Source organism: Enterococcus sp. DIV1316a, from assembly GCF_050536915.1.
In the GTDB taxonomy this organism is placed as follows: Bacteria; Bacillota; Bacilli; order Lactobacillales; family Enterococcaceae; genus Enterococcus; species Enterococcus faecalis.
The window spans coordinates 460,887-480,913 of sequence record NZ_CP172913.1 but is presented as its reverse complement, the minus strand read 5'-3'; the positions used below and the strand labels follow the sequence as shown (position 1 = coordinate 480,913).

The following is a 20,027-nucleotide window of genomic DNA, read 5'->3' as shown; positions in this document are numbered from 1 at the left end:
TAATCACTTAATTATTTTGTATATTCTTCAACTAATGCAACGACTTCTTCCATCGTGTCGCATTCTTTTAATGCGCGGTCAGCAAGTTCAGCCATTTTAGTTGTGTCTAGACGTTTCATCAAGCTACGTGTTTTAAGGATAGATGTAGCACTCATTGAGAACTCATCTAAGCCCATACCCAATAGTAATGGAACAGCTGTTTGATCGCCCGCCATTTCACCACACATACCAGCCCATTTACCTTCAGCGTGTGCTGCATCAATTACATTTTTAATTAAACGTAAGATTGATGGGTTGTATGGTTGGTATAAGTAAGAAACGCGTTCGTTCATACGGTCTGCCGCCATTGTGTATTGGATTAAGTCGTTAGTTCCAACACTAAAGAAGTCAACTTCTTTGGCAAATTTATCAGCTAATACGGCAGCTGCTGGAATTTCAATCATAATACCTACTTGGATATCGTTTGAAACTTCAACACCTTCGTTGACTAATTTTTGTTTTTCGTCTTCAAAGATTGCTTTCGCTGCTCTAAATTCTTTCAAAGTAGCAACCATTGGGAACATGATACGTAAGTTACCATGAACAGACGCACGTAATAATGCACGCATTTGTGTACGGAACATGCCGTCACCTAGTTCTGATAAGCTAATACGTAATGCACGGTAACCTAAGAATGGGTTCATTTCGTGTGGTAATGTTAGGTAAGGAAGCTCTTTGTCCCCACCAATATCCATTGTACGAACCACAACTGGTTTTCCTTCCATTCCTTCAAGAACTGCTTTATACGCTTGGTATTGGTCCTCTTCAGTTGGAAAGTCAGATGAATCCATGTATAAGAATTCTGTACGATATAAACCAACAGCTTCGCCGCCGTTTTTGTGTACGCCTTCTAAATCTTTTGGTGTACCAATGTTTGCAGCTAACTCAACATGTTTGCCGTCAGCTGTCACTGTTTCTGCATTTTTTAGTTTATCCCATTCTGCTTTTTGATCTGCATAAGCTTTTGCTTCTGCTTCAAATTCAGATTTTTCAGCATCTGTTGGGTCAATAATAACATCCCCAATGATTCCGTTCACTGCTAAAATATCGCCTGCTTTTACTTTGTCAGTAATTTCTTTTGTACCAACGATTGCAGGGATTTCTAACGAACGAGCCATGATTGCTGAGTGAGAAGTACGTCCGCCGATGTCTGTAACAAAGGCTTTAACATACGTACGGTCTAATTGTGCAGTATCACTAGGTGTTAAGTCATGGGCAACCACGATTACTTCTTCGTTAATCATTGAAGGATTTGGAAGAGTCACACCTAATAAATGTGCTAAGATACGTTTGGCAACGTCACGAATATCTGCTGCACGCTCTTGCATGTAAGCATTATCGTCCATTGCTTCAAACATACCAATATACATATCCGTAACTTCTTTCAAGGCAGCTTCTGCATTGACTTTGTTGTCTTGGATATTTTGTTTGATTTGACCAACCATTTCTGGGTCAGATAAAACCATTAAATGAGCATCGAAAACTTGCGCTTCTGCTTCACCAAGGCTTTGAGCTGCTTTGTCGCGAATTGCTTGCAACTCTTCAGTAGATTTTGCTAAAGCATCGTCTAAGCGAGTTGCTTCTGCATCAGTATCTTCTACGGAAGTTTTGTTGAAAGACAAGTCAGGTTGAACTAGCAGGTAAGCTTTAGCAACAGCAACGCCATCACTTGCGGCAATCCCTTTTAGCATCTCAGACATTATTCAGCCAATCCTTCTTTTTGTAATGTTTCAACGATTGCTGCCATTCCTTCAGCTTCGTCAGCACCATCAACAGTGATTGTTACGTCAGAACCTTGACCAACGCCTAAAGACATAACGCCCATGATTGATTTTAAGTTAACAGATTTACCTTTGTATTCTAAGTTAATATCTGAGTTAAATTTGCTTGCAGTTTGTACTAATAAAGTAGCTGGACGTGCGTGAATTCCTGTTTCTGCTACAATGTGAAATTCTTTCTTTTCCATATAAATCGGTCTCCTTCGTAAATAAAAAATTTTTATGTTAGGGTTTTCCTTTCTTGATACGCTAAAATCAAACGTCTACTCGAAAAAAGACCCTTTCAGTTTCTAAGATTACCATTTTTTTCTATCTTACACAACACTTTTTGCTTAAATTTCGTGATGTTTTGCACTGACTATTCTTCCTCTTTTTGGTAACGATAAATGATTCGTCCATTTAACCCCGCTTCTCCAACAATTTCCGCGCGGTCAGGCAAAGAAATCCAAGCATCACGAAATTGGAAAAATTCATTTTGCTCCACGATTAATTCAGAGATTTCTCCAGCTTTTAATGAAGCAATTTTTTCTACAAAAGGATTTTCAGCCATTGATTTCACCACTCTTTCTCTTAAATATCAACTCTTATAGTTTACTTGAAAATGGCGCAATTGTCTGTAAAAAAATCGAATCTTTGCCTTTTTTTAAACAAGGTCTTTTACTTGATTCTCTTACAAAAAATGCTATAATAACCTCAAAGGTCAAAAATGGTCAAGTGGTTTTATAGACAGAATTTATTCTTGCTATCTAGTACTTGGCTGGTTTGAGGAAAAATGGTCTGTTTACTAGAAATAATAGAGCAAACAGCTATTTTTCTGGCCTCAGTTATTTTGAAAGGATGTGTTTCATTCAATGATTTGTCAAAATTGTCAACAAAATGAAGCAACAATTCATTTATATGCAAATGTGAATGGTCAAAGAAAACAACTGGACTATTGCCAAAGCTGCTATCAAAAATTAAAAAATCAAGCAAATAATTCCCCTCAAAATATGGGACAAGACCCTTTTGGCTTTGGGAGTTTAGACGATTTATATCGTTCTCTTTCTCGCCAAATGCAACAAGGTAATCCTTATGAACAACAAACACCACCCACTCAATTTGGTGATGGTGGTAATGGAGGTCAACCCCCTCGCGGAGGCGCTGGCGCTGGTCAAGGTTTACTAGGCGAGTATGGGATTAACATCACCGAAGCGGCACGCCAAGGAGATATCGATCCTGTGGTAGGACGTGACCAAGAAATTAAACGTGTCATTGAAATCTTAAATCGCCGTACAAAAAACAACCCCGTTTTAATCGGTGAACCAGGTGTTGGTAAAACAGCCGTTGTCGAAGGTTTAGCCCAAAAAATTGTCGATGGCGATGTGCCCCAAAAATTATTGGACAAAGAAGTCATTCGTTTAGATGTGGTTTCACTTGTTCAAGGAACTGGTATTCGCGGACAATTTGAAGAACGGATGCAAAAATTGATTGAAGAAATCACTGAAGCTGAAAATGTCATTTTATTTATTGATGAAGTCCATGAAATTGTGGGTGCTGGTGCTGCTGGTGATGGCAATATGGATGCTGGCAATATTTTAAAACCAGCCTTAGCACGTGGTGAATTACAATTAGTCGGTGCCACAACTTTAAATGAGTACCGTATTATTGAAAAAGATGCTGCCTTAGAACGTCGGATGCAACCAGTCCAAGTAGATGAGCCAACCGTTGCCGAAACCATAACGATTTTACATGGTTTGCAAAAACGTTATGAAGATTATCATCATGTTAAATATACAGATGAAGCGATTAACGCAGCAGCAAACTTATCCAATCGTTACATTCAAGATCGCTTTTTACCAGATAAAGCGATTGACTTGTTAGATGAATCTGGTTCAAAAATGAATCTAACTATCCAACTCGTCGATCCAAAAACAATTGATAAAAAATTAGCAGAAGCGGAACAACAAAAACAACAAGCTTCCGCAGAAGAAGATTTTGAAAAAGCGGCTTATTATCGTGATCAAATCAATAAATTACAAGCAATGAAAGAAAAACAAATCAGCGATGAAGAAACACCCGTCATCACTGAAAAAGATATTGAAGCCATTGTGGAACAAAAAACTGGCATTCCTGTCGGTGACTTAAAAGAAAAAGAACAAACCCAATTGAAAAATTTAGCTGTTGACTTAAAAGCTCATGTTGTCGGACAAGATGATGCCGTCGATAAAGTAGCTAAAGCGATTCGTCGCAATCGTGTAGGCCTAGGCAAACAAAACCGCCCAATTGGTTCCTTCTTATTTGTTGGGCCAACAGGCGTTGGTAAAACAGAATTAGCAAAACAATTAGCTTTTGAGCTATTCGGTTCAGAAGATTCGATGGTTCGTTTTGATATGAGTGAGTATATGGAAAAACACAGTGTTTCTAAACTGATTGGTTCTCCTCCAGGCTATGTTGGGTATGACGAAGCTGGACAACTCACAGAAAAAGTCCGTCGTAATCCTTATAGTTTGATTTTATTGGATGAAATTGAAAAAGCGCATCCTGATGTTTTACACATGTTTTTACAAATTCTCGACGATGGTCGTTTAACAGATGCACAAGGTCGTACGGTCAGCTTTAAAGACACCATCATTATCATGACAAGTAATGCTGGAACAGGAGCTGTGGAAGCCAACGTTGGCTTCGGTGCTGCCCGTGAAGGTGTGACTAAATCCGTTTTAGGTCAATTGAACAACTTCTTCACCCCCGAATTCCTTAACCGTTTCGATGGTATTATCGAATTCAAAGCATTAAGCAAAGAAAACCTGATGAACATTGTCAGCTTGATGTTAGAAGAAGTAAATAGCTTATTAGCTAAACAAAAATTACACATTGAGGTTCCAACAGAAGTCAAAGAGAAACTCGTTGATTTAGGTTATGATCCTGCAATGGGCGCTCGTCCTTTACGTCGAACAATTCAAGAACAAATTGAAGACGGCATTGCTGAATACTATCTAGATCATCCTGAAAATCATCAATTAGTCGCAGCGTTAGATAACGAAGGTAAAATTATCGTAACTGGCGCACAAGAAGTGACTAAAACAGAAACTTCAACATCTGACCAAGCAGAATAATCAAAAATCCACACGCATTAATAACAATGCGTGCGGATTTTTTTATGCTTTTCACTTTTTATTTTCATCAAAAAAAACTATAATAGAAGAAAGATATTCGTATACTTGTTCCTCATAGAAAAAATTCAATCTGGAACTCCTGTACATAATTGGAAACGCTCTTTTGCAGCACACAACTATAATGAGGTGATAAAATGAAATTAGTGAATGTGACCAATAGCTACAAACAATTAGTAAATAAACAATTGGAAAACACGGATGCTTACTTTGTAAAAGTCTACTCAGCAGGAAACACGACCGCTGTCTATTCAGAAGCAGCTCACCATGTGGAAGTTCTGATTATGAATAAAAATCGTCGCATTCGTCCGACAGAAGTAAAAGAAATTTTAGCAAAACTGTTAAAACGATTACCTAAAGAGGCTTATGACCCAGATGAAATTTCTATCATTGAGTTAAACCATGTGACCGAAGTGTCTGTTCCATTAAAAGTTTCCCTCATGGAAAACTAAAAAAAACTGCCGAAGTTTCCCCACTTTGGCAGTTTTTTTAATTTATTGTGACGTTATTTTTTTTACAAGCCTTTGATAATTTTCCGACCAGGCTTCCTCATTTGTCGGACTGACTAATTTATTTTCCTCGATTGCTTTTTTTCTTAAGTCATCCACTTCTTTTTTGAAATTTTCCCCCGATTTTTGAGCATAATCTTTAGAAAAATATTTTGATTGGCGAGAATAAGCCTTCAGTTTTGCGTCTTTAATCTCTTCTTCTGTATCTGCAAAATATTCATCATAACGAAGATCGGTTATTTTCCCTGAATCTTTTAACGTAATAACAGTTAAACGTCCAGAAAGCCCCTCCCCAAAATCTTCTGTTAGACTTGTATAATGTTCTTTTGAAGGTTCTTTGATTTCCTTGGCTAAAGCCCTAGCAGCAGGAAGATAGCCATTATTAGCGCTATTGGATTGACCTTTGGCTGTCTGGAATGCGCCATCTAGGCGATTTTCAGCAACCATTTGATTTTCTAGAAAAGTCATCGTATTAACAACGGTCACTAACGATTGATCAGTTCGGGCGTTGTTCGCTTGAAAATTTGCATAGCCGGATAAACGTTTTGTCACTCCTGCCCATTCTTCAGAATAATAGTTTTTAGGTCCACGTTCATCAAATTCTACTAACTGAATTTGTTGATCCTTAACAACGACATCAATTAAAGCCGTATAGCCGCCATCAAACACGACTTCATGATGATAATAATCCCCTTGAACTTCCCCGATTTCTGGACGACCTGACCAATACATCTTCTGAGCTTTTTCTTCTGGACTAATTCCTGATTGTCCATTATTAGCTTCTACTGTAGCGCCAGAAACAGCATCAACTTCAAAGGTATGTCCATTACGCTCATAACTCACTTTGGCAGCACTCTCCTTCGGTTGATCATTCGTGTTTGTCTGCTCCTCCTGCTTTACAGAAGTGGCATTAGTGGCTGCCGAGGCACCACTCGTTACTTGGACTGCTTCTGCTTCAGTACTTTCTTTCATTTTTTCAGTTCGTTGATCTGGTTGGCACCCCATTAAAATAATCATTGAACAAAATAACCCGACAACTATCTTTTTAGTTTTCATTTTTCCTCCTTTTAAAACTCATTGAATTACCATTTAATTTTAATATAAGTAGAATGAAAAGTATAGCTAAGAAATCGTTTTTTCTTCATACGGCGATAAACTTAACTGTCCAGATAAATACTCACCTAAATAGATTTCCTGTAATCTTTGGAATCCTTGTTCTTGGATTTGCGTTAATAGCCAGTGCTCATCTTTTTTGATTAACTCTAGGACATCCATGTTGGCTTGACCGTCCACAATAATCGGATAACGAATACTTTCATCGCCATATTCGACGATTGTTAATTGACCATTTTGTTCTAAAACCGCCCGTTTAACAAGCTGGACTTCATAAATACCATTTGCTCGTAATTTAAACATTAGATCATTTGCAGAAATACCATTTTTCAAACATTCCTTCACCACAACCTGTCCATCCTTGATTAAAGTAATGGGTTTACCATCCACAATTTGCTTCACATAGCGATTGTGTTCTTTTGCAAATTTTAAAATTAAGACTAATAATGTCCACAAAATTAACACTAATACAAATTGGAGCACCGTAATTGAATCATTATAAATAACACCACCAATAATGCCCCCCAATACATAGTTTTGCACTTGGTCCATAGCCGATGTGGGCGCCAAATTGCCTTTTCCCATCAAATTAATTTGGACAATTAAACAAATAATACCTAAAGCAAATTTAATAATAATTGGACTATAAAACTGCATTAATTTTCCCTCACTTTACTTTATGATTTCAATCGTTGGTGTTAATAAATACGTTTCTTGTAACGTATAAGACTGCTGATCCGTACTTAAACTCATTTTATAAAACACTTCGTCAATTTTAACTATGGTTCCGTCAGCCAATTGTGTACCATTGACATAAACTTTTTCTGGAGAAACCTTTTTTTCCTGTGCCACTTGTTCGACAAAATGTACCATTTGTGAAGATTGTGAATGCTGATTTTGGTTCAGTTGATAATTGGAATATTGAACCCCTAAAACAAATAATAATGATAAAAAAATAATAATACTTAATTCACGATATTTCGTTTGAATTTGATGTCGCACATAAAAACTAAACACAATGACTAGCCCGATTAACAAAGCAAAAATAAAAAAATACTTTAAGTAATCATTTAAATTAGATTGGCTTTTTAAATACTCGATGCCATAAAAATTCATGTTCTTGTCCACTCCTTGATAGGTTCGTTATAGTAAGTATTCTATCTCAAAAAAAACAATCACGCCTGCTTTAATACCTTATAACAAGAAAAGCTCAGCGCAATCATCTTGAGAATGACTGCGCCGAGCTTCCATCTTCTAAAGATTCAGCTACTGATTGATTACAAATTAATTTTACATCAAACTTTTCAGTTCAACATCTGGATATTTATCCGCAAACCAGCGTTCCGCAAATTGGTTTTCAAATAAGAACAATGGTTGGTCGAAGCGGTCCCGTGCCAAAATGTTTCGGCTAGAGCTCATGCGTTCATCTAAATCTTCTGGATTAATCCAGCGGGCAATTTTAGAACCCATTGGCGTCATTACTACTTCAGCATTGTATTCATTGGACATTCGGTATTGGAAAACTTCAAACTGCAATTGACCTACTGCGCCAATGATATATTCTTCTGTTAAATATGTTTTGTATAATTGAATGGCTCCTTCTTGAACCAGTTGGTAAATTCCTTTATGGAAAGATTTTTGTTTCATTACGTTTTTGGCAGTCACTTTCATGAATAATTCAGGGGTAAATGACGGCAACTCTTCGTATTGAACATTCATTTTCCCTTCATACAAAGTATCGCCAATTTGGTAATTTCCTGTGTCATACACACCGATAATATCGCCTGCAACAGCTTCTGTGACGTTTTCGCGGGCATCCGCCATAAATTGTGTCACGTTACTTAATTTGACTTTTTTGCCTGTTCTACCTAAAGTCACGTCCATGCCTCTTTCAAAAACACCTGAACAAATTCGAACAAAGGCAATTCGATCACGATGGGCTGGGTTCATATTCGCTTGAATTTTAAAGACAAAGCCTGAAAATTCTTTTTCGTAAGGACTTACTTCGCCACCCTCTTCTGTTTTATGCGCATGTGGCGCAGGCGCAAATTGTAAGAAGGTTTCTAAAAATGTTTGAACCCCAAAGTTTGTCAAAGCAGAACCGAAGAAGACTGGCGTTTGATCACCACGAGCGATTTTTTCCTCGCTAAATTCATCGCCTGCTTCTACCAATAACTCAACATCTTCCAACACTTGTTGATAAACGCTGTTATTGTGCAATGGTAAATCGCTTGGGATATCGCCATCTTTTAAAGGAATAAAACGCTCCCCACCATTATTTTCTGGACGATATAATTCCACACGTTCATTATAAATATCGTATAGACCTTCTAGGCCTTTTCCCATACCAATTGGCCAGTTCATTGGGTAAGATTCAATATCCAATAGTTCTTCCAATTCTTCTAAAAGTTCCAATGGTTCCCGTCCGTCACGGTCCAATTTGTTAATAAAAGTAAAAATTGGAATACCACGTTTTTTAACAACTTGGAAAAGTTTTTTCGTTTGTGCTTCAATCCCTTTGGCACTATCAATAACCATCACAGCACTATCCACGGCCATTAAGGTCCGATACGTATCCTCTGAGAAATCCTCATGCCCTGGGGTGTCCAAGATATTAATCCGTTTGTCTTGATAGTCAAATTGCATCACAGAACTCGTTACCGAAATTCCCCGTTGTTTTTCAATTTCCATCCAGTCAGATTTGGCAAAGTTCCCTGTTTTTTTCCCTTTGACTGTTCCAGCTTGGCGGATGGCGCCCCCAAATAATAATAATTGTTCAGTAATCGTTGTTTTCCCAGCATCCGGATGGGAAATAATCGCAAACGTACGGCGACTATCGACTGCTTCTTTTTGATTGATCGTCATAAAAATCTCCTTATCACTTGTGATGTTTATTTATTTATTTTCTTCAGCATAATTTTTGATTAACCTTTGCTAGTATATCATGTCAAGCCATGAGAATAAAGAGCTGCTGTTGGCTGTTTTTTAAAAGGAAAACCTGTGACATTAGTCAAAACGACTGATGTCACAGGTTATTTTTAACGTCTTGGTTCGTCATCTTCCATTTCTTTACGGAAAAAACGACGATTTTCTTCTGGTTCTTCATCGACAGTTTCTTCATCGTAGAAATGAACGCGTAAGACTAGCAAACGTGTGCCTTCCATTTCTTCAGCAGTTAACTTAATATTGCCCACTTCAAAAGAAGGTTTTTCCCCTTCATCAGGAATGGTTCCTAATGCTGTAATTAAGTAACCTGCCATTGTATCAACATCGCTCATGTGTAAATCTGTTTCAAATACTTCATTAAATTCGTCAATTAACATGCGTCCTTGAACCAAATATTCATTGTCGGCCACTTGTGTATATAAATTTTCTACTTCATCTGTTTCATCGTCAATTTCACCAACGATTTCTTCTAGTAAATCTTCTAGTGTTGCTAAACCGACAACACCGCCATATTCATCTAGTAAAATCGCCATTTGGTTTTGTGTTCGTTTTAACTCATAAAGTAAATCATCAATAAAAATGGTTTCTGGGACAAATAATGGTTCTTGGATAATCGCGCCTAATTCAATGTTTTCAAAGCCTAAATTACGTGCAGCTTTTAGTAACGTTTTGGTATGTAAAATACCAACAATTTTATCTTTGTCTTCACTATAAACAGGAATCCGAGAATAATTTTCTCCTAAAATTAAATTGATGTTTTCTTGGACATCATCTTGGATGTCAACCATGAATGCGTCTGTCCGAGGAACCATTACTTCTCGTGCCACTTTTGTATCTAATGAAAAGACACCTTGTAGCATTTCTAGTTCTTCGTTTTCCAAAACACCTTCTGTTTCAAGCATGTAGCGCATTTCATCTCGTGTCATCTTCGAATCGGCATCATCGAAAGTCATTGGTGTGATTTTGGATAATAAATCGGTCGAAGCCGATAGCAACCAAACGAAGGGACGCGCGATAACTCCTAAAAAGCGGACTGCACCAGAAGTCAATTGAGCGACTTCTTCTGATTTATTCATAGCAATTCGTTTAGGGTATAATTCACCAAATACAATAGAAACGTACGTTAACAATGCTAAGATAATGATACTGGCAAGACTCTTAGCTGCGGCGCCGCCACCTAATACAGGGGCCAAACGACTAGATAAAGTCTCTGCTAATGAAGCACCAGATAGGATATTAACCAAAGTAATCCCTACTTGGATTGTGGATAAAAAGTTATTGGGGTCTTGCAATACCTTAAGCAATTTTTGAGCTTTTGCGTCGCCGTCTTCCGCTTTTTGTTCCACACGATTCTTGTTAACAGATACGACTGCAATTTCCGCCGCTGCCAAAAAGGCATTGATAAACGTCAACACGACTAATAATAGAAGTTGCGCAATTAGCGACTGACTCTCAGGGTCAGCATTATTCATAATGTTCTCTCTCTCCTTAATTGTTGATAATTCCGAGGCTGTACTTTCGTACTCTTTTAACGTTCTTCCTCTTTTTATGGTTAGGCTTAGAAACAGACACAATCAGTATTATGACAGGTTATTTTCTATCCTAATCCATAAAATCATAGCACGAAAGATTAGCGGATTCAATCATTAACCGTTATTTTCTTTCGTATTTGTTTCATTCCCTAAAAGAACAGCATTGGTAACTTTTTCACTACGACCCGCTTTGACCATATCAATAACATAGTAGATAATGGTCCGGCAGATTGCGTAAAATGGGACACCGAGGAAAATACCTAGCAAACCTGCTAAATTTCCTGCTACCAATAAAATTAAAATAATCGTTAATGGATGGATTTTTAGAGATTTTCCGATAACGTTTGGATAAATAATATTTCCGTCCAATTGTTGAACCACTAGCACCACTAAACAACATAAGGCTGCTTTGACGGGTTCATTAAAGATGGTCACTAAGACAGCAGGCGCTAATCCTAGATAAGGTCCTAGATAGGGAATCAAATTCGTAAAGCCGGCAATGACACCAAATAAAAAGGCATAACGAACGCCAAGCAATGAATACCCAATAATCGTAAATGTACCGACAAATAAACATTCAATCGCTTGTCCACTAATATAACTGGATAAGGTTTGGTTCAATTGTCCTAAAAGATCCACGATATCATCTTTTCTTTTTTCAGGTAAAAAACGTTGAATCGCTGGTACTAGCTTGTCTCCATCTTTTAACATATAAAATAAAATAAATGGCGCAGTGACCAAAACAATGGTGGTTGACGCCACAGTTGATACGATTGAACCTAAGCTACTTGATAAACTACTTAAAAATTGTTGGATAATATTTGCATAAGAAATATCCATTTTTTCAATATAGCTTGTTAAATCAATTTGTTTAAAAATAGGTAACTCCGCAATCTCATAAATCCAGGTCTCCACTTGTTTAAAGAAATCCGGCATACTTGATGCTAAACTAGCTAGCTGATCTGCCAACTTAGGGATAATTGTTAATAAGATCAGAACTAATGCGATGATTAGTAATAAAAATACCAGTAAGACGGCATAAATTCGTTTCATTTTCGTCTTCATTAGTAGATTGACCACAGGATTTAGTAAATAATACAAAAAGCCTGCTACTAAGACTGGGGCAAACAACGTTGAAAAGAATGTCCCAATCGGTGCAAATAAGAAATTAATTTTCGAAGCAATAAATAATAGCATGGCCACGACAAGTAATTCAACTGACCAGAAAAATAATTTCGATTCTTTAAATCGATTAATCACAGCGGCTCCTCCTTTATTTTTATTCAATTGTTGCTGTTTTATTTTATCACACCTTCCCCCCTCAGTCATTGAGAATACTTCATTGCTAGAACTTTTTCGTGGTATAATAAAATAGAAACAGATTCTGAACTTGGGGGTTTTTCTATGCATGTAGCTCAAACAAAAGATACCATGAGTGATCTTTATTTAGATGCTGTCCGGCTTCGTCAACGCGTATTCGTAGCGGAACAAGGGGTACCAGAAGAGATGGAAATCGATGAATATGAAGCACGTTGTATTCACTTTGTTTTGTACACGGATCATGTAGCTGTCGCAACTTGTCGCTTGCTTCCACTAGAAAATGGCGTTATGAAATTACAACGAATGGCCGTTGAAAAAGCTTACCGTGGCGCCGACTATGGACGAATGATTATGGAAGCGGCGGAAAATTTTGCCAAAGAACAAGGCTACCACAAGATTACTCTAGGCGCACAAGTCACCGCTGTAGGCTTCTATGAACGTTTAGGTTATCAAAAAACAGGAGCACCTTTTATGGATGCTGGCATTGAACACTACGAAATGAATAAAGAACTATAACACCAATTAAATCGGAAAATTTAGAGCTTGGAGCATTAGCCATTTTGGCTAATGCTCCAAGCTCCTTTTGTGGGCTGTTTACATCGGCTATTTTTTTGATAGCTGTTGATAACGTTGATACCAGATATCTACATACTCGGGCGAGAAGGGGCCTTTTTCGTTATTAATCCAATCCACTAAAGTCTTGACATTTTCTTTTAAAATGAAATCAATATCTTCTGGATAATCCATTAGTTTGCTATGAAATTCATATTCATCAACGTCTAGTAAACGTTTTTCACCATCTGGAAAAACCTTGATATCTAAATCATAATCAATATACTTCAACGCTTCGTCATCTAAAACATATGGCGAAGCCAGATTGCAGTAATACGAAACCCCCTTTTCTCTAATCATTGCTATTATATTGAACCAATATTTCTTGTGAAAATAAACAATGGCTGGTTCACGAGTCACCCACCGACGTCCGTCGGATTCCGTTACTAACGTGTGATCGTTCACACCAATTAAAGAATACTCGCTCGTTTTTAGTACCATCGTATCACGCCACGTTCGATGTAAATGTCCGTCATGTTTATAACTCTGAATGGTTACAAACTCGCCTTCTTTAGGAATTCCCATAATACCCCAACTTTCCCCAAATAAAGTAAAGCAATGTTACTTTTTGGGTGTTCATACATCGATATCGAAATAATTATATCATATCTTTTGAGTTTGCGTACATTGAGTTCACTTAAAGAAGACGATTTCTGAAAAAATTTAATTCAGATGACCAATTAGTTCAAATTCAGTAAATATTTTCAGCTTAATTACTGTATTTTTTCAAAGACTGATACTGCGCTCTCTCTTAAAACCTGATTTAATTCGTCAACATTTTTTTTACCAGTTGTTTCAAGCCACGCAACGGCTGCTTCAGCACCTTGTTGAACAAATGGAAGCACGCCGTCTGCCCAAGTTGCCCGACCACATAAGACTCCATTAAACGAGGAACCTGCTTTTTTTGCAAATTTCAATGTTTCCTGAAACATCGCAGCACTAACCCCTGCACTCAAGAAAATAAATGGAAGTTGTGTTGCTTCACTTTGCATGTTGAAAAAGGCCTGCGCTTCATCTTGGCTATAAAGACTTTCAGTGCCAAAACCTTCTACAAAATTCATATTCACAGGGACTTCTACTTTTAAAACATCAACATTATAGCGATCCTTTGAAAATTCCTTCATCGCTTCAATTACTTTGTGCGGTTTTACTTTAGCGTATTCTTTTGAAGCACTATCCGAATTGTTTGCATCATAAGAGACAATTTCTAAAAAGAATGGAATTTCTTCGGCTAAACACTCTGAACCAATCCGTTCTATATAAGCTTTCTTTTGTTCATTGATTGCTTCACTTTCGTCAACATCGTAGTAAAGTAAAAATTTACACGCGTCTGCGCCCGCTTCTTTTAAACGCTTAACCGACCAAACATCAAGACTATCGGGTAACCGTCCTGGTGTCGAAGCATCGTAGCCCGTTTTTTCATACGCAAGTAACAAACCTGAAGTCTGTGCTCGATTTTCAGCAGCAGCTAGGCCATATTCTGGATCCAACAAAATTGCTGAAGTCTCTGATGTTAAGCAACGAGATACTAATACTTTAAAGTCACTGATTTCTTGCGCAGTCACCTCTTTGTATTTTCCCATCATGCGTTTTAAGGCCCCACGTTGATCAATGGCTAGTGCTCCAATAATCCCTTGATCATCTACCAGATTTTCTAAATGTTTACGTTTTTGTTCACTAATTTTTTTCATTCTGTTCCCTCTCCTAATTGATTATTTAGTAACGTAGCAATTTCAGCTGGCGAACTTGCTTGTTTCAGTCCAGAAGTAACTTCTTCTCTTAATAGGAGGCGCGCAACGGAAGAGAGTAATTTCAAATGTGTCGTGCCAGCTTCGGCATCTGGAATAAACAGCGCAATCACAAACTCCGTTAATTGGTTGTCAAGGCTCTGCCACTCAACACCTTGGTCCAAGGTAACGATGATAATGGCCGCTTGTTGAATCGTTGCTGCTTTTGCATGAGGTATCGCAAATCCATTCATCATCCCCGTTGTTCCTTCTTGTTCTCGCTCGTTCAGTTTATCGAAAACTTCCTGTGCGTCCTGAGCAACTTCCAATTCTGTTGATTTTTTTGCTAAAAAGTGAAAAACATCCTCTTGCGTTTGTAACTGTTGATTTAAAAAAATATGATTTTCTTTAATAAAAGCCATTCCATCCACTCCTAATTCCTGTTATTTCATTTTTTTGATAACGATTGCTCTTGTTTGGCGATTCTACTTCTTTGTACAAAACCTAGCAATAAGCCACCTACCAATGAACCAGCTAAAATTGCCAGAACCCATTGAACAGCGTGAGTAACAACCGGTAAAACAAGAAATCCTCCATGAGGTGCTGGCACTTGTACCCCAAACATATACGTTAGGACTGCCGCAATTGAAGATCCGAGCATCATAATTGGTAAAACCTTTAATGGGTCTTTTGCCGCAAACGGAATAGCGCCTTCTGTAATATGTGTGGAGCCTAAAATAAAGTTCACTAGCCCCGCATTGCGTTCATTTGTGTCAAAGTATTTTCCAAAGAATAATGTAGCAAAGCCTGTAATTAAAGGTGGCGCTATGCAGGCAGCAGAAACTCCTGCCATAAAAGAAGTATTTCCTTGAGCTAAGAGTGCCGTTCCAGTAACATAGGCCGCTTTATTAACTGGACCTCCCATATCAAAGGCACACATACAACCCACAATTATTCCTAAAACCAACGGACTGGAATTTTGGAAACTAGCTAAAAAGCTCATCATTCCTTCGTTAACAGCTTTCATCGGATCTGCTAATAAAGACATAGTGATACCAATAACTGCAACGCCAATGACTGGATAAAGGAAAATTGCTTTTAAACCATCTAATGATTTAGGCAAACCTTTAAATACTCTTTGTAATAAAAGAATGAAATACCCAGCAAGGAAACCAGATAATATCCCTCCTAAAAAGCCAGTACCACCAGTGTTAGCAATCAAACCACCGACAAAGCCCACAACCAAACCAGGTCGTTTGGCAATCCCCTCTGCGATATACGCAGATAAGATTGGCACCATCATGCCCATTGAGGCATCACCAATACTTTTTAACATAGCAGCGGTAGCATTATACTGACTACTTTCTGGATCAAATGAATAAATACCCCAAATAGCAAAAGAAAGAGCAATTAAAACGCCGCCTGCTACTACAAACGGCAACATGTGAGAGACGCCATTCATTAAGTTTTTATAAATACTATGTCCAACATTTCCTGAAGAAATTTGTGTTTCCTGTTCAAGTTCATCCACTGCTTGGTTTTCGGCCGCAATCGATCCTTTTCCTGCGAGCGCTTCTTCAATTAAGCGATCTGCTTCTTTAATCCCCACACTGACAGGGACATCAATAATTCGTTTCCCAGCAAAACGTTCTGCTTGAACGTCTTTGTCGGCGGCAATAATGACTGCCTCCGCTCCTTGGATTTCTGCAGGTGTTAACTCGTTTTCTATACCAATCTGACCATGTGTTTCAACCTTAATCGTAATACCTTTACGTTTCGCAGCTTGTTCCAATGCCTCCTGTGCCATATACGTGTGCGCTATTCCCGTCGGACAACCTGTAGCAGCTATTAATTGATACGTAGCCATCTGTTTATTCCTCCTCTTGAATCTTTATTTGTTGCTCTAACTCCTGAACATCTGAAAAATCTGTCAATCCTTTGCGAAATGCTGTTGAACTACCTGCTGCAATACTTCTTTTTAAATTTTTTTCCAATGAAAGTCCTTGATGCCAGCCAGCTAAAAAGGTACCTAACATTGCATCCCCTGAACAAGCTGTATTTACAACCATTCCAGTTGGTGAATTACCTGAAAGAACCTTTTCATTGTTCATAAATAAAGCCCCTTCACTACCTAAAGAAAGTAAAATATTTTTGGCTCCCCGCTTCAGTAATTCTTGTCCGTAAAAAATGTAATCATCCTTAGTCTGCACTTCTGTATGAAACCACTCTTGAAGTTCTTCTTCATTTGGTTTCAATAAAAATGGTTGATAAGGCAAACAATCTAAAATTTCTTCATAACTACTGTCTAAGATTAAGAACACCTGTTTTTCAAAACAAATTCGGCTAATTTCAATCAAAATACTTGGCGAAACCCCTTGTGGTAAACTTCCTGATACGCACAAATAATCCCCTTTACGTAACTCTGAAATTTTTTTCAAAAAACGTTGTACATGTTCTTCAGATAATTTTGGTCCTTTATTGACTAATTTGTATTCCTTTTGATCTTGGGTAACTTTTGTAAACACATTGATTCTCGTTGTGCCAGCGACTTCGATAAAATCAGTGGTTATCTCTTTTTCTTTTAAATAATCCTCGACATAGTTCCCAGTGAAACCAGCTTTGACTCCCAAAGCGGTATTATCAATCCCTAACATCTTTAAAATTAGGGAAACATTGACTCCTTTCCCGTTTGCTTGAATATCATCTTCCTTCGTGCGATTCACGACAAAAGGAACTAGCTCTTCTGTTTCGATAAATAAATCAATGGCTAAATTTAATGTACATGTATAAATAGTCACTGTAGTTCCTCCTTTCTCCTCTTTATTATGTCTCAAAATACCATGTAAAGGTTTTCATTCTTTCGCAAAAATATAGAAAACATTTACAATTTCATAATTTCTCTAGCTTTTTTATTTTTTTTCATTAAAAATAGGCTTATAAATGTTTTTTTAGTGAAAGAAAGAAGGGCTGGTCATTATGGAACAAAAATTGAGTGAGTCAGAGCAATATCTCTGGCATTTTATCGAAACACATATTTTAGAAATCCCTGATTATTCCATTGTAAAATTAAGCGAACGAGCCAACGTATCAACTGCGACGATTGTAAGAACCATGAAAAAGAAAGGCTATGAAGGTTTCACATCCTTCAAGCATCACTTGAAAGATAAAGAAAACCAAAATATAAATTTTTCAGCATTAGAAAAAGTAGACCGAGGAATTCGGACAGCCATTTTAAAGAATGAAGAAGAAGTAACTCGCACGATTAACATGATTGAAATTGGTAATATCGAAGATGCGATCCAAAAAATCAAAGCTTCTCGACGGATTATTATCTTTGCTAGAGGTTTTTCAGAATTAATTGCTCAGGAAATGATGGTTAAGTTTCAATTGGCTGGCAAATACTGTGAACTGCATACGGACCCAGAAATTATTAAAAATATTAGTAAAAAATTATCAAAAAAAGATGTGGCTCTTTTTGTTTCTTTAAACGGAGAAACCCAAGAATTAGTTGTCGCTGGTAAAAACTGTTACGACTCAGAAATTGGGACTATCCTTTTAACTGCAAGCAAACACTCTAGTTTAATGAAATACATTGAAATTCCGTTCGTAGGCTTCAAATCAGAAGGCTCCTTTTTCCCCGATTATGAAGTGCGTTCACGGTTACCATTATCCATTCTGGCAAGAATTTTATTGGACGCCTATGCTTTAAGAACGACAACTTAGGCTTTCTTAAATAATAAAAAACAAGCATTCCTTCACTTAAAATAAAGGAATGCTTGTTTTTATTTTGCAACAAAACGTGCTTCTACTCGATAAATTCGTTGACCACGACTAGAAAATTTTTCTTCGTATTCTGTCATAATGTTGCCTTCAAACTCGCTATTATGCAAATCTAGCCACACACGTTCAATAATCATGCCATATTTAGAAAAGCTACTTAATGAGTATTCGAAGAGCCCTTGATTATCCGTTTTAAAATGAATTTCTCCATTTGGTTTTAAAATAATTTCATCTGTCGCTAAAAAGTTTTTATACGTTAAACGACGTTTTTCATGTTTTTTCTTTGGCCAAGGATCTGAAAAATTTAAATAGATTAAATCTACTTCATTTTCAGCAAAATATTCTGTTAATGCTTCGCCGTCTACTCGCAATAACTGTAGATTAGGTAACGGCTCGGCCACTAGCTTATCTAATGCAATCGATAAAATACTTAATTGCATATCGATACCAATATAATTAATTTCAGGATGTGCTTTAGCCATTTCATAAATAAAACGACCTTTACCTGAACCAATTTCAATGTGGATGGGATGATTATTGCCAAAACGTTCTTGCCATTTCCCTTGCCATTTTTCAGGACCTTCTACCACATATTGTGGATATTTTGCCATATATTCTGCTGCTCCGGGTCTATTTCTTACACGCATCTTTAAAATTCCTTTCTTTTAAAAACAGACTGGTGAAATTCGCCAGCCTGTGTGGATGTTAAATGAATTAGTTTAACTACTAAACATTCGTTTTAATTGTAAAATTTCTGCAGTCATTGCTCTTCTTTCGCCCTCTTGGTGATGACGAACAATCTCTTGTAAAAAGCTAAATAAACCATACCAATAAATTCGTTGAACCGTACTTTCATTCGGGATTAAACCATAAGATAGTAACCATTGATTCCAGCCGGAACGAGGGACATAATGACTCAAAATCATTCCTAAATCTACCGCTGGGTCCGCGACCATCACAGAATCCCAATCTACTAAATAGAGATAATTATTCGAGACTAACCAATTCCGATGATTCACATCGCCGTGGACAGCTACATAACTAGTCTCTGGATATTCTGGTAAATGATTATATAAATAAGTGATTACTTCTTTTAAATAACTGTTTCGTTTTAATTCTTTAGGTAGTTGACGCTTATACTCTTTCAACATTGTTAGCGGGGTACAAACTTCGCCACCAATTTTTTTCAACATGTCTTTCAGCAAATTGGAATGATGCAATTGGTATAACACGTCAATCACGTCATTGCGTTTGCCAATTTCGTCCGCATGTAATAAACGTCCTTCCAGCCATTCTTGGGCTGTTAGTACGTCGCCATTCGCTGTCCGCTTTGTCCAAATCATCTTCGGGGCTAACCCTTCTTTAGACAATGCTGCAAGAAGTGGAGAAGTGTTTCGTTTAATGAACACTTTCTCTGTTTCTTTTATTCCCATGTATGTTTGACCAGTTGCGCCCTTTATCGGCTGCAGACGCCAGTCTTTATCCAACTGAAATTCCATGGAAATTATCTCCTATCTCAACA

The 20,027-nt window shown here is 37.4% G+C and carries 20 protein-coding genes; 4 read left to right on the top strand and 16 right to left on the bottom strand.

Translation table 11 applies throughout. The annotated features are described in order from the left end of the window. Positions 1-11: 11 nt before the first annotated feature. From ptsP to IGL56_RS02400, 3 genes are all read right to left on the bottom strand, one after another. On the bottom strand, positions 12-1,739 hold the full coding sequence (gene ptsP, locus IGL56_RS02410; RefSeq protein WP_002361251.1) for a phosphoenolpyruvate--protein phosphotransferase: 1,728 nt from the start codon (positions 1,737-1,739) through the stop codon (positions 12-14). After that, positions 1,739-2,005, bottom strand: coding sequence for a phosphocarrier protein HPr (locus tag IGL56_RS02405; protein WP_002355551.1), 267 nt, complete (start codon positions 2,003-2,005; stop codon positions 1,739-1,741). The genes ptsP and IGL56_RS02405 overlap by 1 nt, the downstream gene beginning before the upstream one ends. A 170-nt stretch (positions 2,006-2,175) precedes the next feature. Next, on the bottom strand, positions 2,176-2,367 hold the full coding sequence (locus IGL56_RS02400; RefSeq protein WP_002366170.1) for a hypothetical protein: 192 nt from the start codon (positions 2,365-2,367) through the stop codon (positions 2,176-2,178). A gap of 301 nt (positions 2,368-2,668) precedes the next feature. On the opposite strand from IGL56_RS02400, the gene IGL56_RS02395 reads away from it, so the two are divergent. Continuing rightward, on the top strand, positions 2,669-4,909 hold the full coding sequence (locus IGL56_RS02395) for an ATP-dependent Clp protease ATP-binding subunit (protein ID WP_002384925.1): 2,241 nt from the start codon (positions 2,669-2,671) through the stop codon (positions 4,907-4,909). A 194-nt stretch (positions 4,910-5,103) separates the two neighbouring features. Then, positions 5,104-5,418 carry a DUF1827 family protein gene (locus IGL56_RS02390; protein ID WP_002355547.1) on the top strand — a complete coding sequence of 105 codons (315 nt, stop codon included), beginning with the start codon at positions 5,104-5,106 and terminating at the stop codon, positions 5,416-5,418. Between the two features lie 42 nt (positions 5,419-5,460). On the opposite strand, the gene IGL56_RS02385 is transcribed toward IGL56_RS02390, so the two are convergent. The 6 genes from IGL56_RS02385 to IGL56_RS02360 all read right to left on the bottom strand — a co-directional run bounded on the left by IGL56_RS02385 (position 5,461) and on the right by IGL56_RS02360 (position 12,395). Next, on the bottom strand, positions 5,461-6,531 hold the full coding sequence (locus IGL56_RS02385) for a hypothetical protein (RefSeq protein WP_002363169.1): 1,071 nt from the start codon (positions 6,529-6,531) through the stop codon (positions 5,461-5,463). Between the two features lie 66 nt (positions 6,532-6,597). After that, positions 6,598-7,245: a DUF421 domain-containing protein gene (locus tag IGL56_RS02380; RefSeq protein ID WP_002355545.1), complete on the bottom strand. Its 648-nt coding sequence runs from the start codon at positions 7,243-7,245 to the stop codon at positions 6,598-6,600. Positions 7,246-7,260: 15 nt separating this feature from the next. Beyond that, positions 7,261-7,704: a DUF3290 domain-containing protein gene (locus IGL56_RS02375; protein WP_002355544.1), complete on the bottom strand. Its 444-nt coding sequence runs from the start codon at positions 7,702-7,704 to the stop codon at positions 7,261-7,263. A gap of 174 nt (positions 7,705-7,878) precedes the next feature. Beyond that, the gene (locus IGL56_RS02370) at positions 7,879-9,453 is read right to left on the bottom strand and encodes a peptide chain release factor 3 (protein WP_002355543.1); all 1,575 of its coding nucleotides are present in this window, start codon (positions 9,451-9,453) and stop codon (positions 7,879-7,881) included. A 173-nt stretch (positions 9,454-9,626) separates the two neighbouring features. Beyond that, positions 9,627-11,006: a hemolysin family protein gene (locus IGL56_RS02365; protein WP_002363168.1), complete on the bottom strand. Its 1,380-nt coding sequence runs from the start codon at positions 11,004-11,006 to the stop codon at positions 9,627-9,629. 174 nt (positions 11,007-11,180) lie between these two features. After that, positions 11,181-12,395, bottom strand: a complete 1,215-nt coding sequence (locus IGL56_RS02360; protein ID WP_002384914.1) for an AI-2E family transporter — start codon at positions 12,393-12,395, stop codon at positions 11,181-11,183. A 75-nt stretch (positions 12,396-12,470) separates the two neighbouring features. Here IGL56_RS02360 and IGL56_RS02355 point away from each other — a divergent pair, with 75 nt between their 5' ends. Then, on the top strand, positions 12,471-12,902 hold the full coding sequence (locus IGL56_RS02355; RefSeq protein WP_002361248.1) for a GNAT family N-acetyltransferase: 432 nt from the start codon (positions 12,471-12,473) through the stop codon (positions 12,900-12,902). Between the two features lie 87 nt (positions 12,903-12,989). On the opposite strand, the gene bph is transcribed toward IGL56_RS02355, so the two are convergent. The 5 genes from bph to pfkB form a co-directional block, all read right to left on the bottom strand. Further along, positions 12,990-13,523, bottom strand: coding sequence for a biofilm phosphatase Bph (gene bph, locus IGL56_RS02350; protein ID WP_002355538.1), 534 nt, complete (start codon positions 13,521-13,523; stop codon positions 12,990-12,992). A gap of 188 nt (positions 13,524-13,711) precedes the next feature. Then, positions 13,712-14,689, bottom strand: a complete 978-nt coding sequence (gene lacD, locus IGL56_RS02345; protein WP_002381244.1) for a tagatose-bisphosphate aldolase — start codon at positions 14,687-14,689, stop codon at positions 13,712-13,714. Then, complete coding sequence (locus IGL56_RS02340; protein ID WP_002358680.1) at positions 14,686-15,147, bottom strand: fructose PTS transporter subunit IIA; 462 nt, start codon at positions 15,145-15,147, stop codon at positions 14,686-14,688. The genes lacD and IGL56_RS02340 overlap by 4 nt, the downstream gene beginning before the upstream one ends. Before the next feature lie 26 nt (positions 15,148-15,173). Then, positions 15,174-16,592: a PTS fructose transporter subunit IIC gene (locus IGL56_RS02335; protein WP_002363165.1), complete on the bottom strand. Its 1,419-nt coding sequence runs from the start codon at positions 16,590-16,592 to the stop codon at positions 15,174-15,176. Positions 16,593-16,596: 4 nt separating this feature from the next. Further along, positions 16,597-17,523 (bottom strand): 1-phosphofructokinase, encoded by a 927-nt coding sequence (gene pfkB / locus IGL56_RS02330; RefSeq protein WP_002355534.1) that lies wholly within the window; start codon positions 17,521-17,523, stop codon positions 16,597-16,599. Positions 17,524-17,701: 178 nt separating this feature from the next. Here pfkB and IGL56_RS02325 point away from each other — a divergent pair, with 178 nt between their 5' ends. Next, positions 17,702-18,448, top strand: coding sequence for a MurR/RpiR family transcriptional regulator (locus IGL56_RS02325; protein ID WP_002363162.1), 747 nt, complete (start codon positions 17,702-17,704; stop codon positions 18,446-18,448). A 59-nt stretch (positions 18,449-18,507) separates the two neighbouring features. Here the strand turns inward: IGL56_RS02325 and trmB are convergent, their stop codons facing one another. Both trmB and IGL56_RS02315 read right to left on the bottom strand, forming a co-directional pair. Next, positions 18,508-19,152 (bottom strand): tRNA (guanosine(46)-N7)-methyltransferase TrmB, encoded by a 645-nt coding sequence (trmB, locus tag IGL56_RS02320; protein WP_002355532.1) that lies wholly within the window; start codon positions 19,150-19,152, stop codon positions 18,508-18,510. Between the two features lie 72 nt (positions 19,153-19,224). Beyond that, positions 19,225-20,004 (bottom strand): phosphotransferase family protein, encoded by a 780-nt coding sequence (locus tag IGL56_RS02315; RefSeq protein ID WP_002355531.1) that lies wholly within the window; start codon positions 20,002-20,004, stop codon positions 19,225-19,227. Between the last annotated feature and the right edge of the window lie 23 nt (positions 20,005-20,027).

Excerpts from the sequence above, each read along its gene's own strand:
- IGL56_RS02390 (WP_002355547.1), top strand. The coding sequence starts at position 5,104 with ATGAAATTAGTGAATGTGACCAATAGCTACAAACAATTAGTAAATAAA.
- bph (WP_002355538.1), bottom strand. The coding sequence starts at position 13,523 with ATGGGAATTCCTAAAGAAGGCGAGTTTGTAACCATTCAGAGTTATAAA.
- IGL56_RS02325 (WP_002363162.1), top strand. The coding sequence starts at position 17,702 with ATGGAACAAAAATTGAGTGAGTCAGAGCAATATCTCTGGCATTTTATC.
- IGL56_RS02395 (WP_002384925.1), top strand. The coding sequence starts at position 2,669 with ATGATTTGTCAAAATTGTCAACAAAATGAAGCAACAATTCATTTATAT.
- IGL56_RS02355 (WP_002361248.1), top strand. The coding sequence starts at position 12,471 with ATGCATGTAGCTCAAACAAAAGATACCATGAGTGATCTTTATTTAGAT.
- IGL56_RS02360 (WP_002384914.1), bottom strand. The coding sequence starts at position 12,395 with ATGACTGAGGGGGGAAGGTGTGATAAAATAAAACAGCAACAATTGAAT.
- IGL56_RS02405 (WP_002355551.1), bottom strand. The coding sequence starts at position 2,005 with ATGGAAAAGAAAGAATTTCACATTGTAGCAGAAACAGGAATTCACGCA.
- trmB (WP_002355532.1), bottom strand. The coding sequence starts at position 19,152 with ATGCGTGTAAGAAATAGACCCGGAGCAGCAGAATATATGGCAAAATAT.
- IGL56_RS02370 (WP_002355543.1), bottom strand. The coding sequence starts at position 9,453 with ATGACGATCAATCAAAAAGAAGCAGTCGATAGTCGCCGTACGTTTGCG.
- IGL56_RS02375 (WP_002355544.1), bottom strand. The coding sequence starts at position 7,704 with ATGAATTTTTATGGCATCGAGTATTTAAAAAGCCAATCTAATTTAAAT.
- IGL56_RS02380 (WP_002355545.1), bottom strand. The coding sequence starts at position 7,245 with ATGCAGTTTTATAGTCCAATTATTATTAAATTTGCTTTAGGTATTATT.
- IGL56_RS02365 (WP_002363168.1), bottom strand. The coding sequence starts at position 11,006 with ATGAATAATGCTGACCCTGAGAGTCAGTCGCTAATTGCGCAACTTCTA.
- IGL56_RS02400 (WP_002366170.1), bottom strand. The coding sequence starts at position 2,367 with ATGGCTGAAAATCCTTTTGTAGAAAAAATTGCTTCATTAAAAGCTGGA.
- IGL56_RS02385 (WP_002363169.1), bottom strand. The coding sequence starts at position 6,531 with ATGAAAACTAAAAAGATAGTTGTCGGGTTATTTTGTTCAATGATTATT.
- IGL56_RS02335 (WP_002363165.1), bottom strand. The coding sequence starts at position 16,592 with ATGGCTACGTATCAATTAATAGCTGCTACAGGTTGTCCGACGGGAATA.
- IGL56_RS02315 (WP_002355531.1), bottom strand. The coding sequence starts at position 20,004 with ATGGAATTTCAGTTGGATAAAGACTGGCGTCTGCAGCCGATAAAGGGC.
- lacD (WP_002381244.1), bottom strand. The coding sequence starts at position 14,689 with ATGAAAAAAATTAGTGAACAAAAACGTAAACATTTAGAAAATCTGGTA.
- ptsP (WP_002361251.1), bottom strand. The coding sequence starts at position 1,739 with ATGTCTGAGATGCTAAAAGGGATTGCCGCAAGTGATGGCGTTGCTGTT.
- IGL56_RS02340 (WP_002358680.1), bottom strand. The coding sequence starts at position 15,147 with ATGGCTTTTATTAAAGAAAATCATATTTTTTTAAATCAACAGTTACAA.